The sequence below is a fragment of the Mesorhizobium sp. LSHC420B00 genome, assembly GCF_000503055.1.
Classification (GTDB): Bacteria; Pseudomonadota; Alphaproteobacteria; order Rhizobiales; family Rhizobiaceae; genus Mesorhizobium.
On sequence record NZ_AYVY01000022.1, the window covers coordinates 144,028 to 165,844 of the forward strand.

Sequence of the window (21,817 nt, forward strand, 5' to 3'; positions counted from 1 at the left end):
AAACCGATGACGCACCGGTTTCAACTGCATTTGGCCGGTGCCGTCCAGACATGGACCAACAAACTTTCGTGTGGCATCGCAGCCGGCTATGCGATGACCTGGCCCTGCCGCCGAACCGGAGTTTTTACGATCCGCGATGGCGCTTCGCGCTGTTGCCGGTGTGTCTCATGCGGCTTCGATCTTCTCCAGGAACAGGCTGAGCTGGTCCGGATCCATGTGCACGACGTGCCTGTCTTCGGGATACGCCAGGCTGTTCACATCGGCGACATATTCGGAAAAGGCAGCGATGCGTTCGGCCTGCAGCCGATCGTATTCGGCGGCGAAATTGCGATAGACCTTGGAATGGCGCGGCATGTGGCCACGGTTCTGGCCGAGGATATCGTCTGCGAACAGGTATTGCGCATCGCAGCCGGTGCCCGCCCCCATAGACAACATGATCAGCGATGTGCGTTCCGAAATCGCCTTGGCCACCTCGACTGGCACCACCTCGATCTCGGCGCCGATCGCGCCGGCGGCCTCCAGTTGCTTCACCGCCTCGAACACCTGCATGGCGGTATCGGCGGTCTTGCCGACGGCCTTGAAGCCGCCGGTCCAGGTGGCGCGTGACGGGATGAGGCCGACATGCCCGATCACCGGAATTGCATCGTCGGCCATCCGTTTGATGGTGGCGTAGCCGGCGCTGCAATAGACCGCATCGGCGCTGGCCTTGTAGAGCCGGAACGCCCAGCGGACGAAATCATCGGCGGTGCCGATCTCGAAGAAATTCTCGCCCGGCATGGTGAACAGGCTGGGTGCCGCATCGCGATATTGCGGATTGAGCACCAGCTCCGGCGGCACCGAGACGATATCGACGCCGGCGCGTTCGGCGGCCTCGGCCTCGTCCATCGTCAGCACGCGCAGCATCGTCAGCTGCCGCTTGCCCTTCATGGCGCGCAGGTCGGCGACGGTCGGTCTTTTCCGGCTCATGGATTTTGGTCCCCTTTGCTACGTGACAGAAGGCCGGTCAGACGATCTGGATCATCACCTTGCCAGCTTCGACCTTGACTGGATAGGTCGCGAGATTGACGCAAACGGGAGCGCCCTTCGCCTGGCCGGTCTTGTAATTGAAGCGGCCATTGTGCTTGGGGCATTCGATGATGTCGTCCATGACAAGCCCGTCGGCCAGATGAGCCTGTTCATGCGTACAAAACCCGTCGGTGGCGAAGAATTCATCGTCCGGCGAACGGTAGATCGCGAAGGTGCGGCCGCCATGGTCGAAGCGGATGACATCTTCCTCTTCGACATCGTCCACGGCGCACGCTTCGACCCAATCGGCCATCTCTGCTTCTCCTGAAATTTCTGCGTTGCGCTCGTGCAGTGCCTACTCAGCCGCTGCCGACATGTTCACTTCGTGGAACTCGCCACGATAGGGCCGTGCCGTTGGCGGCAGTTCGCGCTTAAGGAAATAATCCTCGTATTTGAGCTGCCTGAGCAGGACCGGCCAGACCTCGCGATAGGCATGCCATATCGACGGGTTCGCCTCGGGCAGATCGTGCTTGATCAGTTCATGCAGCCTGGGCAGCGCGTGATACGGTACCATCGGGAACATGTGATGCTCGACGTGGTAGTTCATGTTCCAGTAGATGAACCGGCTGATCGGATTCATGTAGACGGTCCTGGTGTTGAGCCGGTGGTCGACGACGTTGTCGGCCAGACCGATATGCTGCAGCAGGCCGGTCAGCACCATGTGCCAGGTGCCGTAGAGGCGCGGCACGCCGATGAGCACCACCGGTATCCACGACCGCATGAACACGGCGAGCGCGATCGTCGCGATGTAGATCGCGATATGCCAGCGCGCCGCGATGACGGCCTTGTGCTGTTCCATCTCGGGAACGTAGCTTTTCTCGTCGGGCGTCAGCTTGCCGAACGCCTGGCGTACCAGCGCCGGAAGCGAATAGCGAAAATCGAGGATGCCGGTGAAAGCCAGCGCGGCACGCAGCAGGTCCGGCGGGCGCATCACGGCGATCTCGGCGTCGCGGCCGACGATGATCGTGTCCGTATGGTGCCGGGCATGGCTCCAGCGCCAGGTCACCGGATTGCGCATCAGCATGAAGCTGGCGATCTGGTAGACGACATCGTTCATCCAGCGCGTGCGGAAAGCCGTGCCGTGGCCGCATTCGTGCCAACGCGAGTCGCTGGAGGAGCCGTAGAGCACGCCGTAGACGAAGAAGAACGGCACGCACCACCAGGTGCCCCAGAAATAGATGGCGCCGGCGGCGGAGCCGAGGATGGCGATGATCCAGATGATCGTGTCGCGGATCGCCGGGCCGTCTGAGCGCTGCATCAACTCCTTGATCGCCTTGCGGGGGACATCGGTGTGGTACCACTCCGCCGAGGCCAGTCCCGTCTCGATCGCCCTGCGCGTGCTTTCGCCGACCAGGCTGTAATCGCGCTTTACCGTGCCAGCCATTGTGACCTCCAATTCCAGCTCGGCCGCGAACCCTCCCCGCTCCGGCCGGGACCAGCCTCCCAACTGGTGTCTCGTATCGTCCTAGCCATTATCACGACCTGCCTCCAAGAACAGGAAAACGGCCCGACGGCTGGGGATAATCCTGCTGCGGCTGCCTGGCGATTGCCGCGATCCGGCTCTCGGCGGCGGCGATCTCGCCGGCGCCGTCGAGAACCCGGAACACCGCATCGTACGAGCGGCTCTCGCCGTGCTCCAGCCAGATCATCTCGCCGCGTTCGCGCGCCGCCAGATTTCCCAGCACATGATGCGTCGACGGCTCGATGCCAAGCGCGTACTGTCCAGCCTGGAAATTCTGCCATTGGTAGGTGCAGGGCAATTGGTCCTTGCGCGTGACCACCTCGAACCCGAGGCCGAGCCTATCGTTGACCACCGCCACCGGGACTTCGCCGGTGCTGCCAGCGCCGAGCTCGTGCTGCCAGACCTGTTCGCTGAAACGCGGCTGCGGCGCCGGGACCGTGCGATAGCCGACCTTTTGCGCCTCATAACGCTCGCCGGCATGCCCGGCCCAAACGACATCCCTTATCGGCGCCAGATAGCGCGCGCCCTCGTCAAGCACCGGATGGCTGACATTGATGTGGTAGAAAAACATATGCGGTGTTCGGTTGAAACCGTGATTGACGACACGGTCCGAAAGCCGGATCTCGTTGCCGCCGACATCGGCCTCGATCCGCCGCAATAGATGCAGATCCTCGCCGAATACAGTCGATTGCTGGACGATGCCTTCGGCCCACAACACGCAGCGGTCGCCGTCCCAGGTCTCGCCGTAGCCACTCAGCCGCGCCGGGATGGTGCTGATGCGGCCATGCAGCGAATGGCGCACCGTCTTCTTCGGCGGATAGTTGTAGGTGTCGGCGGGTACCTCGTTCATGAACAATATATGGTCGAGGCCGCAGGTCAGTAGAAGGCCGGAAAACGACCGCGCCCAGGCCAGCCCGTCCTCGCCTTCATACTCGTGCAGGCCGGGATTGCGAAAGCCGCTCGGCGAATGCCAGCCGATCGCCTGGCCCTTGAAGTCGCAATCGGCGATATCGAGCGCCCGGTCGACCAGCGCGGTGAAGCGCAGGCCCGAGCCGGTGCGGAATTCGAGCATGCGGATGCCGCGCTCGACGCCGTCGCCAAGCGTCATCAGTCGCACGCCGGCGAACTGCGACAGCATGCCCGAGCGTTCCGAGACCTGCCGGCGCGACAGCGTCTTGCCGTAAAGCTCTACCATGTGACGGCCAGTTCCTTCACTTTGCTCCCGTCCTTCACTTGGCTCTCGTCTCCTTGAGCAGGGCCGACATGTCGGCGCCGGTGATGATACTTTCCACGGTCAGCAGGTCGGTGTCGGCGACCGTCTGCTCGGCGACGATCTCGCCGCGCCGCATGACGATGATGCGGTCGGCGACCTGGAAGACGTGATGGATGTTGTGGGTGATCAAAAGCACCGAGTGACCGGCGTCGCGCACTTCCTTGACGAAGCGCAGCACGCCGTGCGTTTCCTCGACGCCGAGATTGTTGGTCGGCTCGTCGAGGATGATGACCTTGGCGGCGAATTGCATGGCGCGCGAGATGGCGATCGACTGGCGTTCGCCGCCCGACAGCGTGCTGACCAGCGCATCGGCGTCGAGCTTCTTCGAGATGCCGACGCGCTTCAAAAGAGCCGAGGCGGCATCGCGCAATTGCGCGAGATCGAGCGGCGCGAACACACCCAGCCATTTGAGGTTGACCGGCTCGCGGCCGAGGAAAAGATTGCGCGCGATGCTGAGGTCCGGTGCCAGCGAGGTGTCCTGGTGGATGGTCTCGATGCCGAGATCCATCGCATCGCGCGTCGAGCGGATGGAGACCCTCTGGCCGCGCACATAGATGTCGCCGCGGTCGACCGGAAACACCCCGGAGATCGCCTTGATCAACGTCGATTTGCCGGCGCCGTTGTCGCCGAGCAAGGCCACCACTTCGCCCTCGTTGAGCGTGAAGGAGGCGCTCTTCAGGGCGCGGACGCTGCCGAAGGACTTTTGCAGGTTGTGCAGCCGAAGCACTTCCATGGTCAGCTCCTGGCGGCGTTCTTCTGCAGCAAAGCGTGCAGAATGAGCATGGCAAGGATGATGACGCCGACGAAGATGTTGTAGGCGAGCCCAGGCACGCCGATCAGCACGATGCCGTTGCGGATGCTGCGCAGCATCAGCGCGCCGACGATGGTGCCGAAAATGGTGCCTCGCCCACCGGTCAGCGCGGTGCCGCCGACCACCACCATGGCGATCACTTCGAGCTCGTAGCCGGTGCCTGCCACCGGCGAGGCGGCAGAAATGCGGAAGGCGCTGATCATGCCGGCGAGACCGGCCAGCACCGAGGTCAGGATGAACAGCCAGATCTTGACCGCATCGGCCGGCACACCACGCGCCACGGCGGCGTTACGGTTCGAGCCGATGGCGCTGATCCAGTTGCCGAGCTTGGCGTAGCGCAGCACATAGATCGCCAGTAGCGACAGGCCGATGAACCACCACAGCGAGGTATAGAAACGGAACGTTCCGATATTGAAGCTGCCGGCCAACAGCGTCACGAAGAACCCGGGCTGGTCCCAGGACTTCAGCGGAAAGCCTTGGGTGATGTAGAGGGCCGCGCCTCGCACCACGAGCAGCATCGACAGCGTCACCAGGAAGGAGGAGATGCCGATCTTGGTGACGATCAGCCCATTGATCGCACCGATCGCTATGCAGAGCAGCAGGCCGGCCAGCAGCGCCACGCCAATATCCACCCCGCCGTTCTGCACCAGCAGCATGACGACAACCGGCGCCAGTCCGAACACAGCACCGACCGAAAGGTCGAACTCGCCCGCCGTCAGAAGCAGCGTCATGCCGAGCGCGATGATGCCGAGCTCGGGCAGGAACGCCATCATGTTGGAGATGTTGAGCGGCGACAGGAAGTTCGCATCGGCGATCGCGAACACCGCCAGCAGGACGATCAGGATGACGAGCGACGAGAACTGCGGCGAGCGGATCAGGCTCGACCTGCGTTTGGCACGCGGCATTTCCTCTTCTGCGGCAATTGTCATGACAGCTCGAACCATACGCCAGGGTGAGGCCCGCCGCCTGCGCGGCGAGCGTCAGTTCCAATCACTTGTTGTAGAGTTTCAGGATCGGTTCGACGCTCGAGGCGTCGTAGAGGCTGAAAGTGTGGATGTCGTAGCCGATCGGTTCGCCGGCGGCGGCCAACCCGAGCAGCGCCACCGGCATGAAGCCCTGCGCCGACGGGAACTGCCAGGCAGCCGCGTTGACGAAACCGGCCTTGACGGACTCGGCCGTTTCCTTCGAATTGCCCCAGCCGACGACCGGAATCTTGCCGGCCGGCACGCCGGCGCCATCGAACACCCGCTTGACGCTGGCCGCGACGGAATCGCCGAGCGCGATGATTGCCGGCGGATTGTTGGCCACCATGTAGTCCGTCATCTTGGCGATGATGCCGGCCGGATCGGTGCCGCAATCGACCACGTCATATTTGATGCCGAGCGGATCGAAGACGCTGGCAATGCCTTCGGTCTCGAGCTGCTGGTAGCTGGCACCCGGCACTTCGACCGGCAGGAACACCTTGTCGCCCTGCTTCACCATTTTGTGGTCGACCAGATATTTCGCCCAGATGACACCGGCTTCCCTAAGGTCGGCGCCGACATAGGCTTGCCGGCCGGTTGCCGGATCGTCGGTGTTGAAGAACACGATCGGGATGCCGGCCGCCTTCGCTGCCTTGACCTCCTCGGTCCACAGGCCGGGCTGCGCCGAGGTGGTGGCGATGCCGTCCGGCTTGGCGGCGAGTGCCGAGTTGAAGGCTTCCTTCTGCGCCGCCATGTCGCCGCCGCTGAACGAGATCTTGCAGGTCACCTTGAGCTGGTCGCAGGCCTTGGTCGCGCCGGCATTCCAGTCGATCCAGAAGGCATCCGACGGGCCGCCATGCGACAACAGGTAGAACGTCTTCTGGGCGTCCTGCGCCAGCGCCGGCGTACCCAGCGTTGCACCGGCTAGAACCGTCGCGGCAGCCGCGATTTTCAACGCGAATTTCAACATTTCTCTTCCTCCCTTGTTTCGTAGCCGAACCGCGCCATCACAGTCCGTTGGCGCGGAATTTCCCATCGAGGAATTTCTTGGCGCGCGGCACGTCGTCTTCCGAAAGATGCTCGATGATGACCGGGATGTTCGGGTGCTTTTCGGCCAGCCGCTTGAGATAAAGGTCGTAGTTCAGCGAACCGAGGCCGGGCGCCGGCAGCTCGATCTCACCGACGCCGCGGAAAGTGTGGCTCTCCAGCGCGTCCTCGTCGCCAATGTCTGCGTGCTTCTCCGACTTGTCGCCGCCGGAACGCTTGACGTCCTTGGCGTGGGCGATCTTGATCTTGTCGGTCAGCGTGTCGAACACCTGGTTCAGGATCTGATCCATCCGGTCGATATTGTGGGTTTCGAAATAGTTGGTCGGGTCCATCAACAGGCCGAGGCCTGGGTGGTCGACCTGCGCGAACATCCTCACCGTCTCTTCGACCGAGCCGACGACATTGTTGACATAGGTTTCGAGCAGGAAGACCGCGCCGTGGTCATAGGCCGTCTGGGCAAGGTCGGCGATGACCTTGCGGCATTCCTCGAACCCTTCCTCGGTCTTGTTCTTCGGGTGATGCACCCAGTCGGATTCGGTGTTGTAGGTACCGGTTTCCGAGATCACGTAAGGGGTGCCGAAATGGCGCGCGTTGCGGATGATCTCCTTCAAATAGCCGACGCGCCTCTCGCGCTCGCCCATATCCGGATGGATGATGTTGGTGTAGCCCGACACACAGCAGATCGGCAGATTGTGGTCGCGGAACGTATCGCGGACGGTCTTGGCCTTGTCCTTGGTGATCTGCCCGGACGACAGGTCGATATCCCTGAAATGCAGGTCGAGCTGCACGGTGTTGAAATCGAGCGCACGGATCTTCTGCGCGGTTTCCTTGAGGCCATACGGGAAATAGCCCGTGAAAATACCTGCCTGCATCATGGTGTGAATTCCTCCCTGTAAGTGATTCAGTCAGTTGATATTTCGGAAAGCTTGACCGTCCGGCCTTTGTCGATCGAGCGGTAGCCGGCTTCGACCAGCGCCATGGTCTTGACATTGTCCGCGACGGACAGCGCTGGCGGCTCGCCCGTCTTAACCGCGTGCTGAAGCTGCTCCATGACGCCGATGAAAGCATGCGGGAACCACATCGTGTCCCAGCTGGGTGTCACCCATTGACCATCGGTGGTCTCGGTCGAGGCGTAGGTCAGCGTCGACGCAGCGCCCGTCGGCCAGCCGATGGTGCCTTTGGCGACACCCTTGGTGCCGTCGACGCGCCAGTTGATGTGCTGGTCGTCCTGGTAGCCCTCCTGGCGCGGACCGGACCAGACATCCTCCAGCGATACGGCGAGCACGCCGGACGGGAACCGCAGCGTCGACACGATGATGCCGTCCGAATGATCAAAGCGGGTGCGCGGATCCTTGCGGGTCAGGGTGGTGATCTCCAGGGGATCGCCGAACAGGAAGCGCAGTACGTCGAGATGGTGGACGCTCATATTGGCGAGCGTCAGCCGGTCATAGTCCTCGAGGAAGGTCTGCCAGTGCGGGATCGCATGCATGTCGATCTGGGCGAAGACGATGTCGCCGAGCGCGCCGCTGTCGATGATCTGCTTCAAGACGCGCATCGACTGGTCGTAACGCATGTTCTGGTTGACCGAGAGGATCTTGCCGGCCTTGGCCGCCTCGTCGCGCAGTTTGACGGCTTCATCGAGCGACAGCGCCAGTGGCTTCTGCGCCAGGATCGCCTTGATATGTGCTTGGTTCAGCGCATGGCGGATCAGCGCCGGCTGCTGGTCCGGCGGAAAGGCAAGATCGATGATCTCGACGTCCTTGTCCTCGATGAGTTGTTCCGGCGTGTTATGGACGGTCGGGATATCCCAGCGCTTGGCGACCTTCTCGGCGCTGGCCTTGGTGCGCGAGGCGATCGCCGCCACCGGAAAACCGGCTTCCTTGTAGGCGGCAAGGTGACATTCGGCCATGATCATACCGGCGCCGACGCAGCCGATCCTGTATTCCCTGGTGCGGACTTTAACGTCCGGCTCGAAGCCGTTGCCCGCTATTTCTTCGCTTGCCATATGTTCCTCCCGAAGCTCGTTTCTTGCAGCCGCCGTCATCTTGCCAGCGCTTCCCCGCTTTGCCCGAAATAATGCACCCTGCCCGGCTCGCAGGATATCGCCACCATCGCGTCCGGCCTGATGTCCGGCTGGCCGCGCAACAGCGCCCGCAGGCGCGCCTGCCCGGCGGCGAGCGTCACCACGGTGTAGCCGCCGAGCGGCTCGACCTCGAACACGAGCGCCGGGCGGCCCGCGCCCCCGTCCGAGATTCCATCCGACCAGGCCTTGACCTTGATGTCTTCCGGCCTGAGCCCGATCTCGACGGCATCGGCCGGCGCCGCCTTGTCCGCGATGCGGATCGTGCCTTCGGCCGCCTCCACGCCTTCCGCGCCGTGCACCGACTTCAATATGTTCATCATCGGCGAGCCGAGCAGCCGCGCCACATAGGTGCTGGCCGGCCGGTCATAGATCTCGGCCGGCGCGCCGATCTGCCTGATCTTGCCGCTCTCCAGTATGGCCATGCGGTCGGCGACCGACATCGCCTCTTCCTGGTCGTGCGTGACATAGATCAGCGTCTTGCCGAGCTCGCGCTGGATGCGCTTGAGCTCGACGCGCGTCTCCTCGCGCAGCCGGGCGTCGAGCGCCGAGATCGGATCGTCCATCAAATAGGCAGCCGGATCACGCACCAGCGCGCGGGCGATCGCGACGCGCTGCCGCTCACCGCCGGAAAGCTGCGCCGGCGGTTTGTGCAGGATATGTCTGATATGCAGCTTGGCCGCGACATCGGCGACGCGTTTTTCGATCTCGGCTTCTGCCACCTTCCGCTCGACCAAAGGAAAACGGATGTTGTCGCGCGCGCTCATATGCGGGAACAGCGCCAGATTCTGGAACACCATGGCGACATTGCGCTCGGCCGGCGACACCGTGTTGACCGGCTTGCCGCCAATCAGGATCTCGCCCGTGTCCGGGGTTTCCAGCCCGAGCACCAGACGGAGTATCGTCGACTTGCCCGACAGCGGCGGCCCGAAGAAGCAGAAGAACTCGTTGTCGTTGACCGCGAACGAGGCATCGTCGACAGCCAGCGTGCCGCCATAGCGTTTTGTCACATTACGGAAAACGATATCGGCCATCTCAACCTGCTCTCAACGCAAGGCCGGTAGCGGCGTCGAAGACGCGCACCGCCTCCGCCGCAGGCGCGACGACGGCTGTCTGCCCGATCGCCAGCCCGACATCATTGTCGAACACCGCCTTCACCGCGGTCTCTCCGTCGCCAAGATGGATGATGGTGCGCGCGCCGATCCGCTCGACGAAACTCACCGGCATGCAGAGGCCACGGCCGCTTTCGGCCAGCGTCACCTGCTCCGGTCGAAAGCCATAAAACACCTCGCCGCGCATCCGGCTGGCGGCATCGGCGATCTCGACCGGCAGCGGCGGCGTCGCCCCGAGTGGGCCAAGATCGACGACCAGGCCACGGTCACTTTCCGCCAACCAGCCCTTGAGCAGGTTCATGCCCGGCGCACCGATGAAGCGGGCGACGAAGACGTTGGCCGGGTTGTTGTAGACTTCCAGTGGCGTGCCGACCTGCTGCAGCACGCCGTGGTCCATCACCGCGATGCGGTCGGCCATGGTCATCGCTTCAAGCTGATCGTGGGTGACGTAGACCATGGTCTGCCGGAACTGGCGCTGCAGTTGCTTCAATTCGGTCCGCATCACCGCCCGGAAGGCGGCGTCGACATTGGACAGTGGCTCGTCGAGCAGGAAGATCGCCGGCTCCATGATCGCCGAACGGCCAATCGCCACCCGCTGCAATATGTTGACCGAAAGCCGGTCGGCCTTGCGGTCGAGCAGCGGCGTCAGCTGCAGCATCTCGGCAATGGCGCCGACGCGGCGGTCGATCTCGGCCTTTGGTGCGCCGCGCATTTTCGGGCCGTAGGCGAGGTTCTGCCGCACGCTCATATGAGTGAAGATCGCATAGTTCTGGAAGACGAAGCCGACGCCGCGCCGCCCCATCGGCACGCCGGCCATGTCGCGTTCGCCGAACAGGATCTTGCCGCTGGTCGGCTCTTCCATGCCGGCGATCATGTTCATCGTCGTCGACTTGCCGCAGCCGGACGGCCCGAGCAGCGCCATGAACTCGCCGTCGGCAATGGCCAGATCCATCGTCTGCAGCGCAGTGAAGTCGCCAAATTTCTTGACAAGGTTTTGCAGATGGATCGTGCTCATGCCGCCACCTCGCGTACCCGGGCCATGCGTTTCATGGCAAACACAGCGGCGATGGACAGCACGATCAATATGGCCAGCGCGATTGCCGCCACATAGCCCCAGATCAGGTCCTGCGTGGTGAGCTTGTAGATGTAAACGGAGATGGTTTCGGTAGCGACCCCGGGACCGCCGCCGGTCATGATGTAGAGGGTGTCGAATATTTTGAAGTTCTCGATCACCCGGATCGCCAGCGCAATGATGATGATCGTCTTCATCTTCGGCAGCACGATGGTGACGAAGCGCTGCCAGGGGTTGGCGCCGAGCAGCGTCGCCGCCTTGATCTGGTCCTCCGGCACGCCGACCAGGCCGGCAAGCAGGATCAGGAACATTAGCGGCGTCCACTGCCAGATGTCGGCGACCATCACCGCGATCAGCGCCAGCGTCGGATCCGAGAGCCAGGCGATGGTGACGGGAAAGCCTGACATCGCCGACAGGATGTCGTTGACCGGGCCGCCCGACTGAAACAGCATGAAGAACATGTAGCCGGCCACCGCCGGCACCACCATCATCGGCATCAAGAGGATCGAATAGAAGATCCGCTTGCCGGGAAACTCGTCGGCAAACAGCGTCGCCAGCGCGAGGCCGAGCAGGAACTCCGCCGGCACGCAGACGATCATGACGATGGCCGTGCGCTTCAGCGCGCTCCAGAAGCGCGCGTCCGCGGCAAGGTCGGTGTAATTGGCGAAACTGTTCCACATCGACCAGGCATTCCACCAGCCGGTGCCCGACAGCGGCGACCAGTCGGTCAGGCTGATGTAGAGCTGCATCAGCAGCGGGAAGACGGCGATGAACAGCACCAGGATCTGCGCCGGCAGGGTCAGCCGGAATCCGAGCCGCGCGCCCTCGTCCGGCAACACCGACGCCGCCTTGGAGGCTTGCATGTCGCCCTCCGAAATCGTGGCTGTCACCGAGCTCATTGCTTGAGCGCCCCGAAGGTCAGCCCGCGCACCAGATGACGCTGGATGGCGATGCCCATGATCACCGGCGGCACCGCGGCGATCAGGCCGAGAGCTGCCTTGGCGCCGTAGAGCTGTCCGGTCATCGAGGAGGACAGCGAGGCCATGTAGACCGGGACCGTGACCCATTCGCGCGTCGTCAGAAGCAGCGCAATCAGATAGTCCGACCAGTTGAGGATGAAGACGAACAGCGCGGCACTGGCCAGCGGCGCCCGCATCATCGGCAGCGTGATGCGGGTGAAGACGCGCCACCGCGAACAGCCCTCGACCAGTGCCGCCTCCTCGATCTCGCGCGGCATGTCGTCGAAGAAGGTCTTCATCAGCCAGAAGGCGAAAGGCAGCGTGACGATGCCGTAGATCAGCGACAGCCCCCACCAGCTGTCGGTGAAGTTGAGGAAGGCCCACATGATCATCACCGGGGTCATGACCGCCATCGGCGGAAACAGGCGAAGCTGGATCAGCGCCAGCGGCAGGTTCTGGCCCGAGTTGAAGCGCGACAGCCCGTAGGCCGCCGCTGTGCCCGCCGACATGGCGATCGCCGTGCCGAACGTGGCCGACAGCAGCGACGACAGGATCGGCTTCAAAGCTGTGCGGTCGAGCGCGACGATAAGATTGTTGGTCGATTCACCGAAGACGAAGCGGAAATTGCTGAGTGTCGGGTTCTTCGGCCACCAGGTCAGGTCGGCGCCGGTCGCCGACCATTCGGCGATCGGCTTGAACGCCATCGACATCATCCACAGGATCGGCACCAGCGTCACCGCCATTGCCGCAAAGATCGCGGCATAGCGGAATATCTCGAAAGGAACTGAACGCTTCATCTTGCGGCTTTGCTGGGTCCTTCGTTATCGAGGGGAAGAGCAATCACTCCTCCCCTCTTTGGTAAGATCCGGGAGGATCAGGCGATCGGATCGAGAACGGTGGGCCAGGCCTCCTTGTTGGTCTTGATGGCTTCGAGAAGCTTCTCCTCGCCGGTGCGGCGGGCAATCTTCTTCCACTCGGCCTCGGTGTCGGCCATAGCCTGCTCTGCTGTCTTGGCCTTGGTCAGCGCGGCGACGAGGTTCTCGTCCAGCGCATTGTGGAAGGCGGTGGCGCCGGGATAGTTGATGGTGGGCACGGTGCGGGCGACCGTCTCGCACACCACGTCCATGTGGTAAGCATGATAGGTCTGGCGGACCAGCGGATCGGAGAAATCCGACAGCCGGAACGGATCGAAGTAACCGCCCGGGTTGGCGGTCATCCACGCATAGATGCGACTAGATCCCAGCCATTGCAGGAACAGGTAGCAGGCCTCCGGATTCTTGGCTTGCGAGGACACCGACGCCGACAGATTGAGCCACAGCACCGAACGGCTGACCAGCTTGCCGTCGATCTCGCGGCCGGGCGGCAGCATCGAGCCGATCTTGCCGGTGACGGCTGAATCCTTGTTGCCGGCATTGTCGAGGAATTTCGGCAAATTGGAGAAGGCGCAGGTCATGGCCGCACCGCCCTTGGCGAAATTGCCGTACTGCTCCGGCCAGCCCCAGGAGATCGCATCCGGCGAATGGTGCGCAAGCGACGCGATGTACTCGCTGGTCGCCGCAATACCTTGCTCCGAATTGATCAGCGGCTTGCCGGTATCGTCGAACAGGAACTGATTGGGCGAAGCCATTGAGACATAACGCTGATACCAGTTGGTATAACCCCAGCCCTGGTTGCGCAGATCTGTCGAGCCGAACAGGCCCTTGTCCGGGCGCTGGAAGAAGGCCGCGATCTCGTCATGCTGCTTCCAGGTCTTCGGCGCCGCCAGTTCATAGCCGTATTTGTCGGAGAAGGCCTTCTTCTCGTTTGCGTCGCCGAACAGATCGGTGCGGTAGACCCAGGTCTGGAAGTCGCCATCCAGCGACACGCCATAGGTCGAGCCGCGATACTGATTGAGCAGCGACACGCCCTTGGCGCCATTGACGTAGCCACGCTCGGGATCGTCCCATTCCGGCTTGTACTGGGCGACGAAGTCGTCGAGCTTGAGAATGCCGCCGGTTTCGGCGAGGTCGCCAAGGCGGTTCCATTCGACCGCGTAGATGTCATAGGCACCACCCTTGGTGGAGATGTCCTGCATCGTCTTGGTGAATTCCTGGCCGTTCGGCACACCGACGATCTCGAGCGGAATACCGGTTTCCTTCTCCCAGAGATCCTTGATCGACGGCGCACCGGCCGGAAACGGCTGGGTCAACTGGCCGATCGAACCATCGGACAGGCCAAGCACGATCTTGGCCGGCGCCTTGCCGGCGCCCTTCATCGCCTTGGCCGCCTCAATGGCGCGGCCCTCGGGCGTGTCAGCGCCATATTGATAGCGCTCCGAGCCGTCGAAGCCCGTCGGGCCACCGATCATGCCGGGCGCCAGGGCATCGGCCGCATAGGCACGGCTTGGGCGAATGAATTTCGGTGCGATACCTGCGGCAGCAACAAGGACTGCCGCCTTTCCACCGGACGCCAGCAAACGGCGCCGCGACACGCGGATCAAATTCGACATTGGAACTCCTCCCTCAGGGCCTTGTTCCTCCACGGCCCTTATGATGGATATTGACGGCACTATACGAAGCCTGTCAACATCATAAATAATCAAGACACCTCATAACATCTCATGGGAGGGGACGAATGGTGTGTATCAAGGCACTCACACTGAAGCCAGTGCTTGAATTTGAGGGAGCGAGGCTGCCCACCTCCCCGCTTTGGTCCGCTTCGGCATTTTGGTGTAGCGCGGCAGCTTGCGCATCGGCCAAGGCTGGTTACATCATTTCCCATCAGAATCGCGGCTGGCGATGAAGCCGCCGCTTCGACAGCGGACCCATGAAATGCGTAATCTCGATGCGCCCTTGGCGCATTTTGGAATGAGGTGATCGACAGTGCGGTCCACCCTGACAGACATAGCCCGGGAAGCCGGCGTTTCCGCCGCTACGGTCGACCGTGTGCTCAACAACCGCGCCGGGGTCAGGGCGCGCACCCGCGAGGTCGTGCTCGAGACGGCGCAACGGCTTGGCTATATCGCTGAAAATTCGAATAATCCGAACTCGCGCAACGCGATACCTGGTGAGGTTATACGGCTCGATTTCGCCCTGCCCGCCGGCACCAATTCCTTCATCAAGATGCTGCACCGCCAGATCGAGGCGCAGGCGCAGTCGCGGCCGGACCTCGACGTCCGCGTCGCCACTATCGAAGGCTTCAATCCGGACCGGCTTGCCCGTCTGCTGCAGGAACTGCACGGGCAGACGCAAGGCGTCGGTGTGATCGCGCTCGACCATCCGACGGTCCGCGAGGCGATCCGCTCGCTTTCGGCCAGCGGGGTCAAGGTCGTTACCATCGCTTCCGACATCCTGCATGTGCCGCGGGTCGCCTATATCGGCATCGACAACCGCGCCGCCGGCCGGCTCGCCGGCTACCTGCTCAACCGCTTCATGGGTGCAGGGCGTCCGGGCAAGGTCGCGCTGTTCGCCGGTTCGCTCTCCTACCGCGGCCACGAAGAGCGCGAGATGGGCTTCCGCCACATACTGACGGAAGAATCGCCCAATCTGCAGATCGTCGAGATGCGCGAAATGCTCGACGATCGGGAAAAGGCCTATTCGGAGGCTTCCGCCCTGCTGGATCGGCACCCGGACCTGGCCGCAATCTACAATGTCGGCGCCGGCAACACCGGCATCGCCCGCGCGCTACGGGAACGCGGGCGGGCACTGTCGACGGTCTTTCTCGGCCATGAGGTAACGGAAGGCACCAAGGAGCTTTTGCTCGACGGCACGCTCGACGCGGTCATCGACCAGAACCCGCGCGTCGAAGCCCGCGAAGCGCTCAACACCTTGACCCATGCGGTCAGGGGATTGCCTTACGAACTGCACCAGCCAAGGCTGCAGGTGATCTTCAGGGAAAGCATCCCGGAGATCTGAACGGAAGCTTGGGGCAGATGGGGCGCGAGTACCCACTGAACATGACGTCATAAAGTTCATGACTTAGTCGGCGCCTGCTGTCTCCGAATACAGCGCCTGCGCCAGGTCGCGGACCGCATCGGCGGTGCGCGGGCCAAAGCCGACCATATAGGCGCCGTCCAATACGATCAGCGCCTTTGCCTTCGCCGCCGGTGTGGCGCTCAGCGCGCGCGTGGCGAACACCTGCTCGGCGGTGGGTCCGCCCTTGCCGTCGCTCATCATCAGGATGACGTCGGGCGCCATTTCGATCAGCTTCTCCTCCGACGCTGCCTTGTAACCCTGCATTACGGCCATCGATTGATGCCGCCGGCATAGCGGATGATCGCGTCGGCCGCAGTGCCCGCACCGGCAGCACTCAGCCGCACGAGGCCGTGGAAGAACACCACCTTCTTGCGTCGCTCGGCCGGCATTTTCGCGGCGAGGTCGGTAGCGGCCTGGAAGGCGTCGAGCACTTGCCTTGAAACCTTCCTGCCCTTGTCCTCGAGGTGGAGCGAGGCGGCAATCAACGTAATCTTGTGGTCGATGCCTTGAGGACTGTTGTCTTCCGGGACAAGGACAATCGGGATCGCCAGCGATTTGAGCACTTCGATCGCCTCCGGCGGCCCACTGTCTTCGGCCGCCAGGATCAGGTCCGGGCGAAGCGCGACCAAGCCTTCGGCGGACAACTGGCGCCGGTAGCCGACATTGGGCTTTTGCGCGACGGAAGCGGGATATTTGCTGCCGCGATCGACGGCGATGATCCGCTCGCCGGCACCCAGCGCATCGACGATCTCGGTAACATCGGAACCGAGTGTCAGGATCCTGGTTCCCGGACCGGTCGCGACGGTGCGCCCCGATGCATCGACAATCGTCTCGGCGGCCAGCGCCTTGAAGCCGCAAGACGGCGCAAGAGCAGAAAGCGCCAGCATCAGCACCGCCACCATCCCGCCCAATTGAAACCAGCGCGTCTGCCTCCACCGTCTACCGCTGCAGACCCCGCCGTTTCGCTGCTCCATTTTAGATAATTCGGTCATGGTCGCGGCCTGTAAAATTAAGTTGACTATTATCATCATGTTTTAATAAGTAGCCCTGCCCGGCCCGCGTGTCGAGGCTTCTCCATCATGCCAGCCAGGGCCAACGGCCGCCGCCAGCAATCTTTGCTTTTCCGGGGGCTGCACGCATGAAACTGACAAGCAACAAGACCTTGATCGCGAGCACCGCGCTCGCCTTCGCGCTCGGCCTGTGTGCCGCGCCACTAGCCGCCGCGCAGGAGCCGGAGAAGAAAGGCGCCGCCGCCAAGGCCGACCGGCCGGTCAAGGTCCCCCAACAGACTAGAACTGGGCAGAACGAGCCGACCGTGCTCGACCTGATCACCATCTCGGCGACGATGATCAAGACGGCGATCATCGAATCGATGGCCGCCATCAGCGCCGTCGATCAGGAAGAACTCGAACGCATCCAGCCAGACACCGCCGCCGACATGTTCCGCACCACGCCCGGCGTTGCCGCCTCGATGAACGGCGACGATCCGGCGACCGCCATCAACATTCGCGGCCTCGAACAATATGGCCGCGTGGTGGTGACGCTCGACGGCGCCCGCCAGGATTACTGGCGCGTCGGCCACGGCTCGGGCTCATTCTATGTCGAGCCGGAACTGATCAAGGAAGCGACCGTCATTCGCGGCCCGGTCTCGAATGCCTATGGTTCGGGCGGCATCGGCGGCGTCGTCTCCTTCGAAACCAGGGATGCCGGCGATTTCCTCAAGCAGGAGGAACGCTGGGCGCTGAGCGAAAAGCTGGGCTATGAGGGTAATGGCGACGGCTTCACCACCAGCACCACCGGTGCCTACCGTTTCAGCGACGACGCCGACATCATCGGCAACGTCATTTACCGCGACCGCGACAGCTACACCGATGGCAATGGCGACACCGTGCCATGGACCGGAGAGAGCATCACCAGCGGCTATGTGAAGGCGACGCTGCGGCCCGCCGACGGCCACGAGCTCAAGCTCGGCGCGATCCTTCAGCGCTACAGCGACCAGGTCACCGGATCGAGCGGCTCGACCTCGCCGACGCTGAGCCGCTACGACACCGACACGACCAACCAGACCTACACGGCTGGCTATACGTGGAGGCCGGACGACAACGAGCTGGTCGACCTCAGTGTCAACGCCTACCACAACCGCACGCGCGCCGAGCAGACGCAGGTCTGGCCGGCAACGGCGATCGGCAACTTCCGCTACTACGACGTCGCCACGAGCGGCTTCAACCTGAAGAACTCCTCACGCTTCGATGCCTGGGAGATCGCTCACACCCTCACCTACGGCCTCGATTACTACTATCTGAAGGCTTCGTCGGACGCCGCGCATTTCGGCGCCGGCGAACAGCAGGGCTATGGTGGCTTCCTGCAATGGCAGGGCGACTATGAGAACTGGCTGCAGCTCATCGCCGCCATGCGCTATGACGGCTATCAACTCGACGGTGAGACAAAGACCGTGCCGCCGGCGGAAGCCTCGATTTCCGGCGACCGCTGGTCGCCGCGCCTCACCGTCGGGTTAACGCCATTGGAAGGTTTCCAGCTTTACGGCACCTATTCGGAAGGCTACCGGGCGCCGGGCCTGCAGGACGTCTACCGCGGCGGCGGCGCGCATGGCGGCGGCGACAGCTACCAGCCCAACCTGCTTCTGCAGCCCGAAACGGCGAAGAACTGGGAAGCCGGGATCAATCTTAGATATGACGATGTGCTGGCCGCGGGTGACCTGTTTCGTGCCAAGGTCAACGTCTTCCACACCGCCGTCGAAGATTATATCGACGTCGACCTCACTGTGTTGCCGCGCACGGCGATCAACATCGGCGACGCACGGCTGAAGGGCATCGAGGCCGAGGCCGTCTACGACTATGGCTGGGGTTTCGTGAACCTCGCCGGCGCCCTGATCGACGCCAAGGTCGTCAGCGGCGTTTACTCCGGCCAGGCGCTGAACAACACGCCGCTCGACCGCTTCTCGGCGACCGTCGGTTTCCGCATGCTGGAGGACCAGTTCACCGTCGGTGCGCAATATCTCAGCGTCGGCAAGATCACCCGGACAAGCCGCACCAACCCCGACGCGCCGCCCGTGGTCGATGAAGGCTTCGACCTGGTCAACGTCTTTGCCAACTGGCGCATCAATGACCATGCCAAGCTCGATTTCGGCGTCGATAACGTCTTCAACACCGCCTACACCGACCCGCAAAGCGCCTGGTCGACGACGGCGGCAACGGAACAGGGCAAGGGCCGCACCTTCAAGGTGGCGCTCACAGGCAGGATCGGAGGTTGAGAATGAGGCAAGCATCAGCGAGCGGACTGGCCTGCGAAGCGCGCTTGAACCTGCGCAACCTGCCGCATTACATCGACCGCATCAGCGACAGGCTGCAAAGCTTCGATGCCGATGCCTCGCGCGAGGGGCAGCGGCTCGACTTCCGCTTCGCCTTCGGCGACGCGTCCCTTGACATGGAGCGGCTGGTGATGCGGGCCAACGCCGCCGACCGCGATGGGCTGGCCCGCATCAAGGACCTGCTGGCTACCGCTGTCGAAGTCTATGCCAAGGAAGAAAAACCCGAGATCGTCTGGACCGGCGATCTCGCCGAAGAAACCCGACTTGCGCAGTTCCGTGAGATGGTCGTCACCCAGGTCGGCGACCTGACCCCGCATATGCGCCGCATCCGCTTCGCCGGCGAGGATTTGACGCGCTTCGCAAAATTCGGCGGCATGCATATCCGCATGCTGTTCCCGACCAGGGATGTCCCCGATCCGCTCTGGCCCGTGCTTGGCAGCAATGGCTTGCCGGCCTGGCCCTCGGACGACAGGCGCCCGGTAGCGCGCGTCTATACCATTCGAGCCCTCGACGTCGAAAACGGCATCATCGACGTCGACTTCCTCATCCATCCCGGCGACAGCGTCGGCGCCTGCTGGGCCATGCAGGCGGCGCCTGGCATGAAGATCGGCATCATGGGGCCGGTCGGCCGTCCGGTACGACCGGCATCATGGTATCTCATGGGCGCCGACGAAACCGGCCTGCCGGCGCTGGCCCGCATGCTGGAGACGCTGCCCGCCGAGACCAAAGGCGTGGCCTCATAGAGATCGCCGACGACGGCGAACGGCAGGCCATCGACAACAAGACCGGTATCGAGCTGCATTGGCTGCCGAGAAATAGCGTGCCGGCCGGGCTCGACGACAGGCTGGCGCGCGCCATCCGGTCGGTCGCATGGCCGACCGGTTCGGCATTCGGCTGGTTCGCGGCCGAAGCAGCCGCCGCCAGGACCGTGCGCGAACACTGGCGTGGCACGCTGACGCTCGGCCGCAACGAAACATTGGCGGCAGCCTACTGGCGGCGGGGCGCGGCGGGACTGATGGCCGGCTAGATCTTGCTCACCATCGCTTGGGCATCTTCGCCCAGATCGATTGCGATCCGGTCGCCGGAGACAATGCCTGATATCTCGCAGACGACCAGCGGCATGCTGATTTCATAGAGGAATTCGGCAACGATGGCGCCGACGGCAAGGATCGGGTCCGGCCGCTCCAGGATAATGCCGGCCGGCGCCGTGCCCCTGCGGATCGCTTCGGCCAGAACCGAAGACGAGGACGACGACCCCCGCCCGCTCGGCATCACCAGGATCTTGCCGGCGATGTTGCCGCCGAGGTTCGGGTGCGAATGGTCGATGATGTCGCCCGTTTCGACGTCGATTCCGCCCCAGAAGCTGAGCGCCTGCGAAAGCACCAGCGCCGGGCCTTGTGCCGAGCCGGCAAGGTGGAATGTACCTGTTCTGTCCGGCCCCCTCATGGCGCGCCTCGCACGACGCGGCCGGCAGCAGCCGAGCGGACGCAGTCCTCCATGTCACCGAAGGCCACCGAGACACCGATATTGCCAGGTGCGTAATGCGCCCATTTGCCCGAATTGGTCATCACCACACCGTCGAGCCGCTCGATGATCGTGGTGACGTAAGTGCAGGTGTCGGCGACCGGAACGAGGCCGAATGCTCCCATGCCGGCCAGTGCGCCTTCGTCCTGCAGCCGCGCCAGGGTGGCACGCCCTGTGTTGACATAGATCGGAACGCCTCTGCCCGGCGCGACCTCGCGCAGCAACGGCAACAGGCGCATCCATTCCTCGTAGGAGAAATGCGGCGTGCCTAACGAGACGGCGGCAAGCAGCACACCGTCGGGGACGCTCGATAGCCTGGCCAGAGCATGGTCGATGTCGGCGCAGCTGATACGGATTTTTTGCTCCGGCACCAGGCCGTGCAACGCCTCATCGCGGGTCTTCGCCTCCGGTGTGATGCCGACGGCATGAAATAGCGCCACCGCGCCCGTCGTTGCCGCCGCCGCCCCCAGCGCCTTCAGTTGGTCCTCGTCGCGCGGCGGCGGCAGGCCCGATATCACCGGAATGCGGTCGCCACTCCTTTGCCCGACGATCAGCCCGACGCCGACAAACAGGGCGTCGGTAGGCTCGAGGCCGCCAGTCAGCTCGAACAGTACCTGGCCACGCCGGTTTTCGATCAGGTGCAACCCCCAGGCTGGCGCGCGCCCGGTGATTGCGCAGCACAAATCGATAAAATCGCCATAGCGGTTGGTCCGCGCACCGATCACCGAATTGGCAAAGACGATGGCGTTGGATTCACCCCAGGCAATCTGCTCGCCAAACCCTGGCCGAAACCGCGTCTGATAGGGCGCGCAGGTGAAAGTCGCCTGGCAGCCGAGTTCCAGATGCGCCTTCATCAGACGGCGCGCCGGCACTTCTTCCGCGGCTGTCATCTTCACCAGTCCAGGATGCATCAGATCGAACGAGCCGACATTCAGCGTCGTTGGCACTCGAACGCGGCCGCCGCCCTCGATCAGCCTTTCGACGAAATCGAGGCTGGCCTGGCCGTGATAGAGGCAGCCGTCGATATGGGCACCGGCAATGTCCAGCAATTTGCGCGCGTCGACCGCCTTCGCGAAGGCGACCAGGATCTTCATGGCGGCAGCCGCTGCCGAGCCTTGCTCGCCATGCAGCATCGACTGGTCGCCCGCATTCAATTCAAGGGGCATCGA

Annotated in this window: 20 protein-coding genes and 1 pseudogene; 3 read left to right on the top strand and 18 right to left on the bottom strand. The window is 63.3% G+C overall.

The features are described from left to right. Positions 1-165: 165 nt before the first annotated feature. From X760_RS65050 to X760_RS65115, 14 genes are all read right to left on the bottom strand, one after another. The gene (locus tag X760_RS65050) at positions 166-966 is read right to left on the bottom strand and encodes a 3-methyl-2-oxobutanoate hydroxymethyltransferase (RefSeq protein WP_023675787.1); all 801 of its coding nucleotides are present in this window, start codon (positions 964-966) and stop codon (positions 166-168) included. Positions 967-1,003: 37 nt separating this feature from the next. Next, positions 1,004-1,318 carry a MocE family 2Fe-2S type ferredoxin gene (locus X760_RS65055; protein ID WP_023721274.1) on the bottom strand — a complete coding sequence of 105 codons (315 nt, stop codon included), beginning with the start codon at positions 1,316-1,318 and terminating at the stop codon, positions 1,004-1,006. Positions 1,319-1,360: 42 nt separating this feature from the next. Further along, entirely contained in the window at positions 1,361-2,449 is a 1,089-nt protein-coding gene (locus tag X760_RS65060) for a fatty acid desaturase family protein (protein WP_023721275.1), read from the bottom strand. A gap of 91 nt (positions 2,450-2,540) precedes the next feature. Beyond that, complete coding sequence (locus X760_RS65065; protein ID WP_023721276.1) at positions 2,541-3,722, bottom strand: aldose 1-epimerase family protein; 1,182 nt, start codon at positions 3,720-3,722, stop codon at positions 2,541-2,543. A gap of 34 nt (positions 3,723-3,756) precedes the next feature. Next, positions 3,757-4,539, bottom strand: a complete 783-nt coding sequence (locus X760_RS65070; protein ID WP_023721277.1) for an ATP-binding cassette domain-containing protein — start codon at positions 4,537-4,539, stop codon at positions 3,757-3,759. Next, complete coding sequence (locus X760_RS65075; protein ID WP_245278679.1) at positions 4,536-5,540, bottom strand: ABC transporter permease; 1,005 nt, start codon at positions 5,538-5,540, stop codon at positions 4,536-4,538. Before X760_RS65075 ends, X760_RS65070 begins: the two co-directional genes overlap by 4 nt. A gap of 61 nt (positions 5,541-5,601) precedes the next feature. Continuing rightward, the gene (locus X760_RS65080; RefSeq protein ID WP_023721279.1) at positions 5,602-6,543 is read right to left on the bottom strand and encodes a substrate-binding domain-containing protein; all 942 of its coding nucleotides are present in this window, start codon (positions 6,541-6,543) and stop codon (positions 5,602-5,604) included. A 37-nt stretch (positions 6,544-6,580) separates the two neighbouring features. Then, on the bottom strand, positions 6,581-7,495 hold the full coding sequence (locus tag X760_RS65085; RefSeq protein ID WP_023721280.1) for a sugar phosphate isomerase/epimerase: 915 nt from the start codon (positions 7,493-7,495) through the stop codon (positions 6,581-6,583). Positions 7,496-7,521: 26 nt separating this feature from the next. Further along, on the bottom strand, positions 7,522-8,625 hold the full coding sequence (locus X760_RS65090) for a Gfo/Idh/MocA family oxidoreductase (protein ID WP_031194610.1): 1,104 nt from the start codon (positions 8,623-8,625) through the stop codon (positions 7,522-7,524). Positions 8,626-8,660: 35 nt separating this feature from the next. After that, a complete protein-coding gene (locus tag X760_RS65095; protein WP_023721282.1) occupies positions 8,661-9,734 on the bottom strand; it encodes an ABC transporter ATP-binding protein in 1,074 nt (357 codons plus the stop codon). Between the two features lies 1 nt (position 9,735). Next, a complete protein-coding gene (locus tag X760_RS65100) occupies positions 9,736-10,827 on the bottom strand; it encodes an ABC transporter ATP-binding protein (protein WP_023721283.1) in 1,092 nt (363 codons plus the stop codon). Continuing rightward, positions 10,824-11,783 (bottom strand): sugar ABC transporter permease, encoded by a 960-nt coding sequence (locus tag X760_RS65105; RefSeq protein ID WP_023721284.1) that lies wholly within the window; start codon positions 11,781-11,783, stop codon positions 10,824-10,826. Before X760_RS65105 ends, X760_RS65100 begins: the two co-directional genes overlap by 4 nt. Further along, a complete protein-coding gene (locus tag X760_RS65110) occupies positions 11,780-12,640 on the bottom strand; it encodes a carbohydrate ABC transporter permease (protein WP_023721285.1) in 861 nt (286 codons plus the stop codon). The genes X760_RS65105 and X760_RS65110 overlap by 4 nt, the downstream gene beginning before the upstream one ends. 77 nt (positions 12,641-12,717) lie before the next feature. Then, positions 12,718-14,331, bottom strand: coding sequence for an extracellular solute-binding protein (locus X760_RS65115; RefSeq protein ID WP_023721286.1), 1,614 nt, complete (start codon positions 14,329-14,331; stop codon positions 12,718-12,720). Positions 14,332-14,704: 373 nt separating this feature from the next. Here X760_RS65115 and X760_RS65120 point away from each other — a divergent pair, with 373 nt between their 5' ends. Beyond that, entirely contained in the window at positions 14,705-15,736 is a 1,032-nt protein-coding gene (locus X760_RS65120; RefSeq protein ID WP_023721287.1) for a LacI family DNA-binding transcriptional regulator, read from the top strand. 63 nt (positions 15,737-15,799) lie between these two features. Here the strand turns inward: X760_RS65120 and X760_RS78135 are convergent, their stop codons facing one another. Continuing rightward, positions 15,800-16,069 carry a hypothetical protein gene (locus X760_RS78135; RefSeq protein ID WP_245278680.1) on the bottom strand — a complete coding sequence of 90 codons (270 nt, stop codon included), beginning with the start codon at positions 16,067-16,069 and terminating at the stop codon, positions 15,800-15,802. Continuing rightward, the gene (locus X760_RS65125) at positions 16,060-16,683 is read right to left on the bottom strand and encodes an ABC transporter substrate-binding protein (protein ID WP_245278681.1); all 624 of its coding nucleotides are present in this window, start codon (positions 16,681-16,683) and stop codon (positions 16,060-16,062) included. The genes X760_RS78135 and X760_RS65125 overlap by 10 nt, the downstream gene beginning before the upstream one ends. A gap of 251 nt (positions 16,684-16,934) precedes the next feature. Between X760_RS65125 and X760_RS65130 the strand changes: the two genes are divergently transcribed. Both X760_RS65130 and X760_RS65135 read left to right on the top strand, forming a co-directional pair. After that, positions 16,935-19,067 carry a TonB-dependent hemoglobin/transferrin/lactoferrin family receptor gene (locus X760_RS65130; protein WP_031194611.1) on the top strand — a complete coding sequence of 711 codons (2,133 nt, stop codon included), beginning with the start codon at positions 16,935-16,937 and terminating at the stop codon, positions 19,065-19,067. A gap of 374 nt (positions 19,068-19,441) precedes the next feature. Next, positions 19,442-20,151: pseudogene (locus X760_RS65135) on the top strand (siderophore-interacting protein). Here the strand turns inward: X760_RS65135 and X760_RS65140 are convergent. Beyond that, positions 20,148-20,570 (bottom strand): DUF126 domain-containing protein, encoded by a 423-nt coding sequence (locus X760_RS65140; protein WP_023721289.1) that lies wholly within the window; start codon positions 20,568-20,570, stop codon positions 20,148-20,150. The pseudogene X760_RS65135 and the gene X760_RS65140 overlap by 4 nt on opposite strands. After that, the gene (locus tag X760_RS65145; protein ID WP_023721290.1) at positions 20,567-21,814 is read right to left on the bottom strand and encodes an aconitase X; all 1,248 of its coding nucleotides are present in this window, start codon (positions 21,812-21,814) and stop codon (positions 20,567-20,569) included. The genes X760_RS65140 and X760_RS65145 overlap by 4 nt, the downstream gene beginning before the upstream one ends. Positions 21,815-21,817 lie beyond the last annotated feature (3 nt).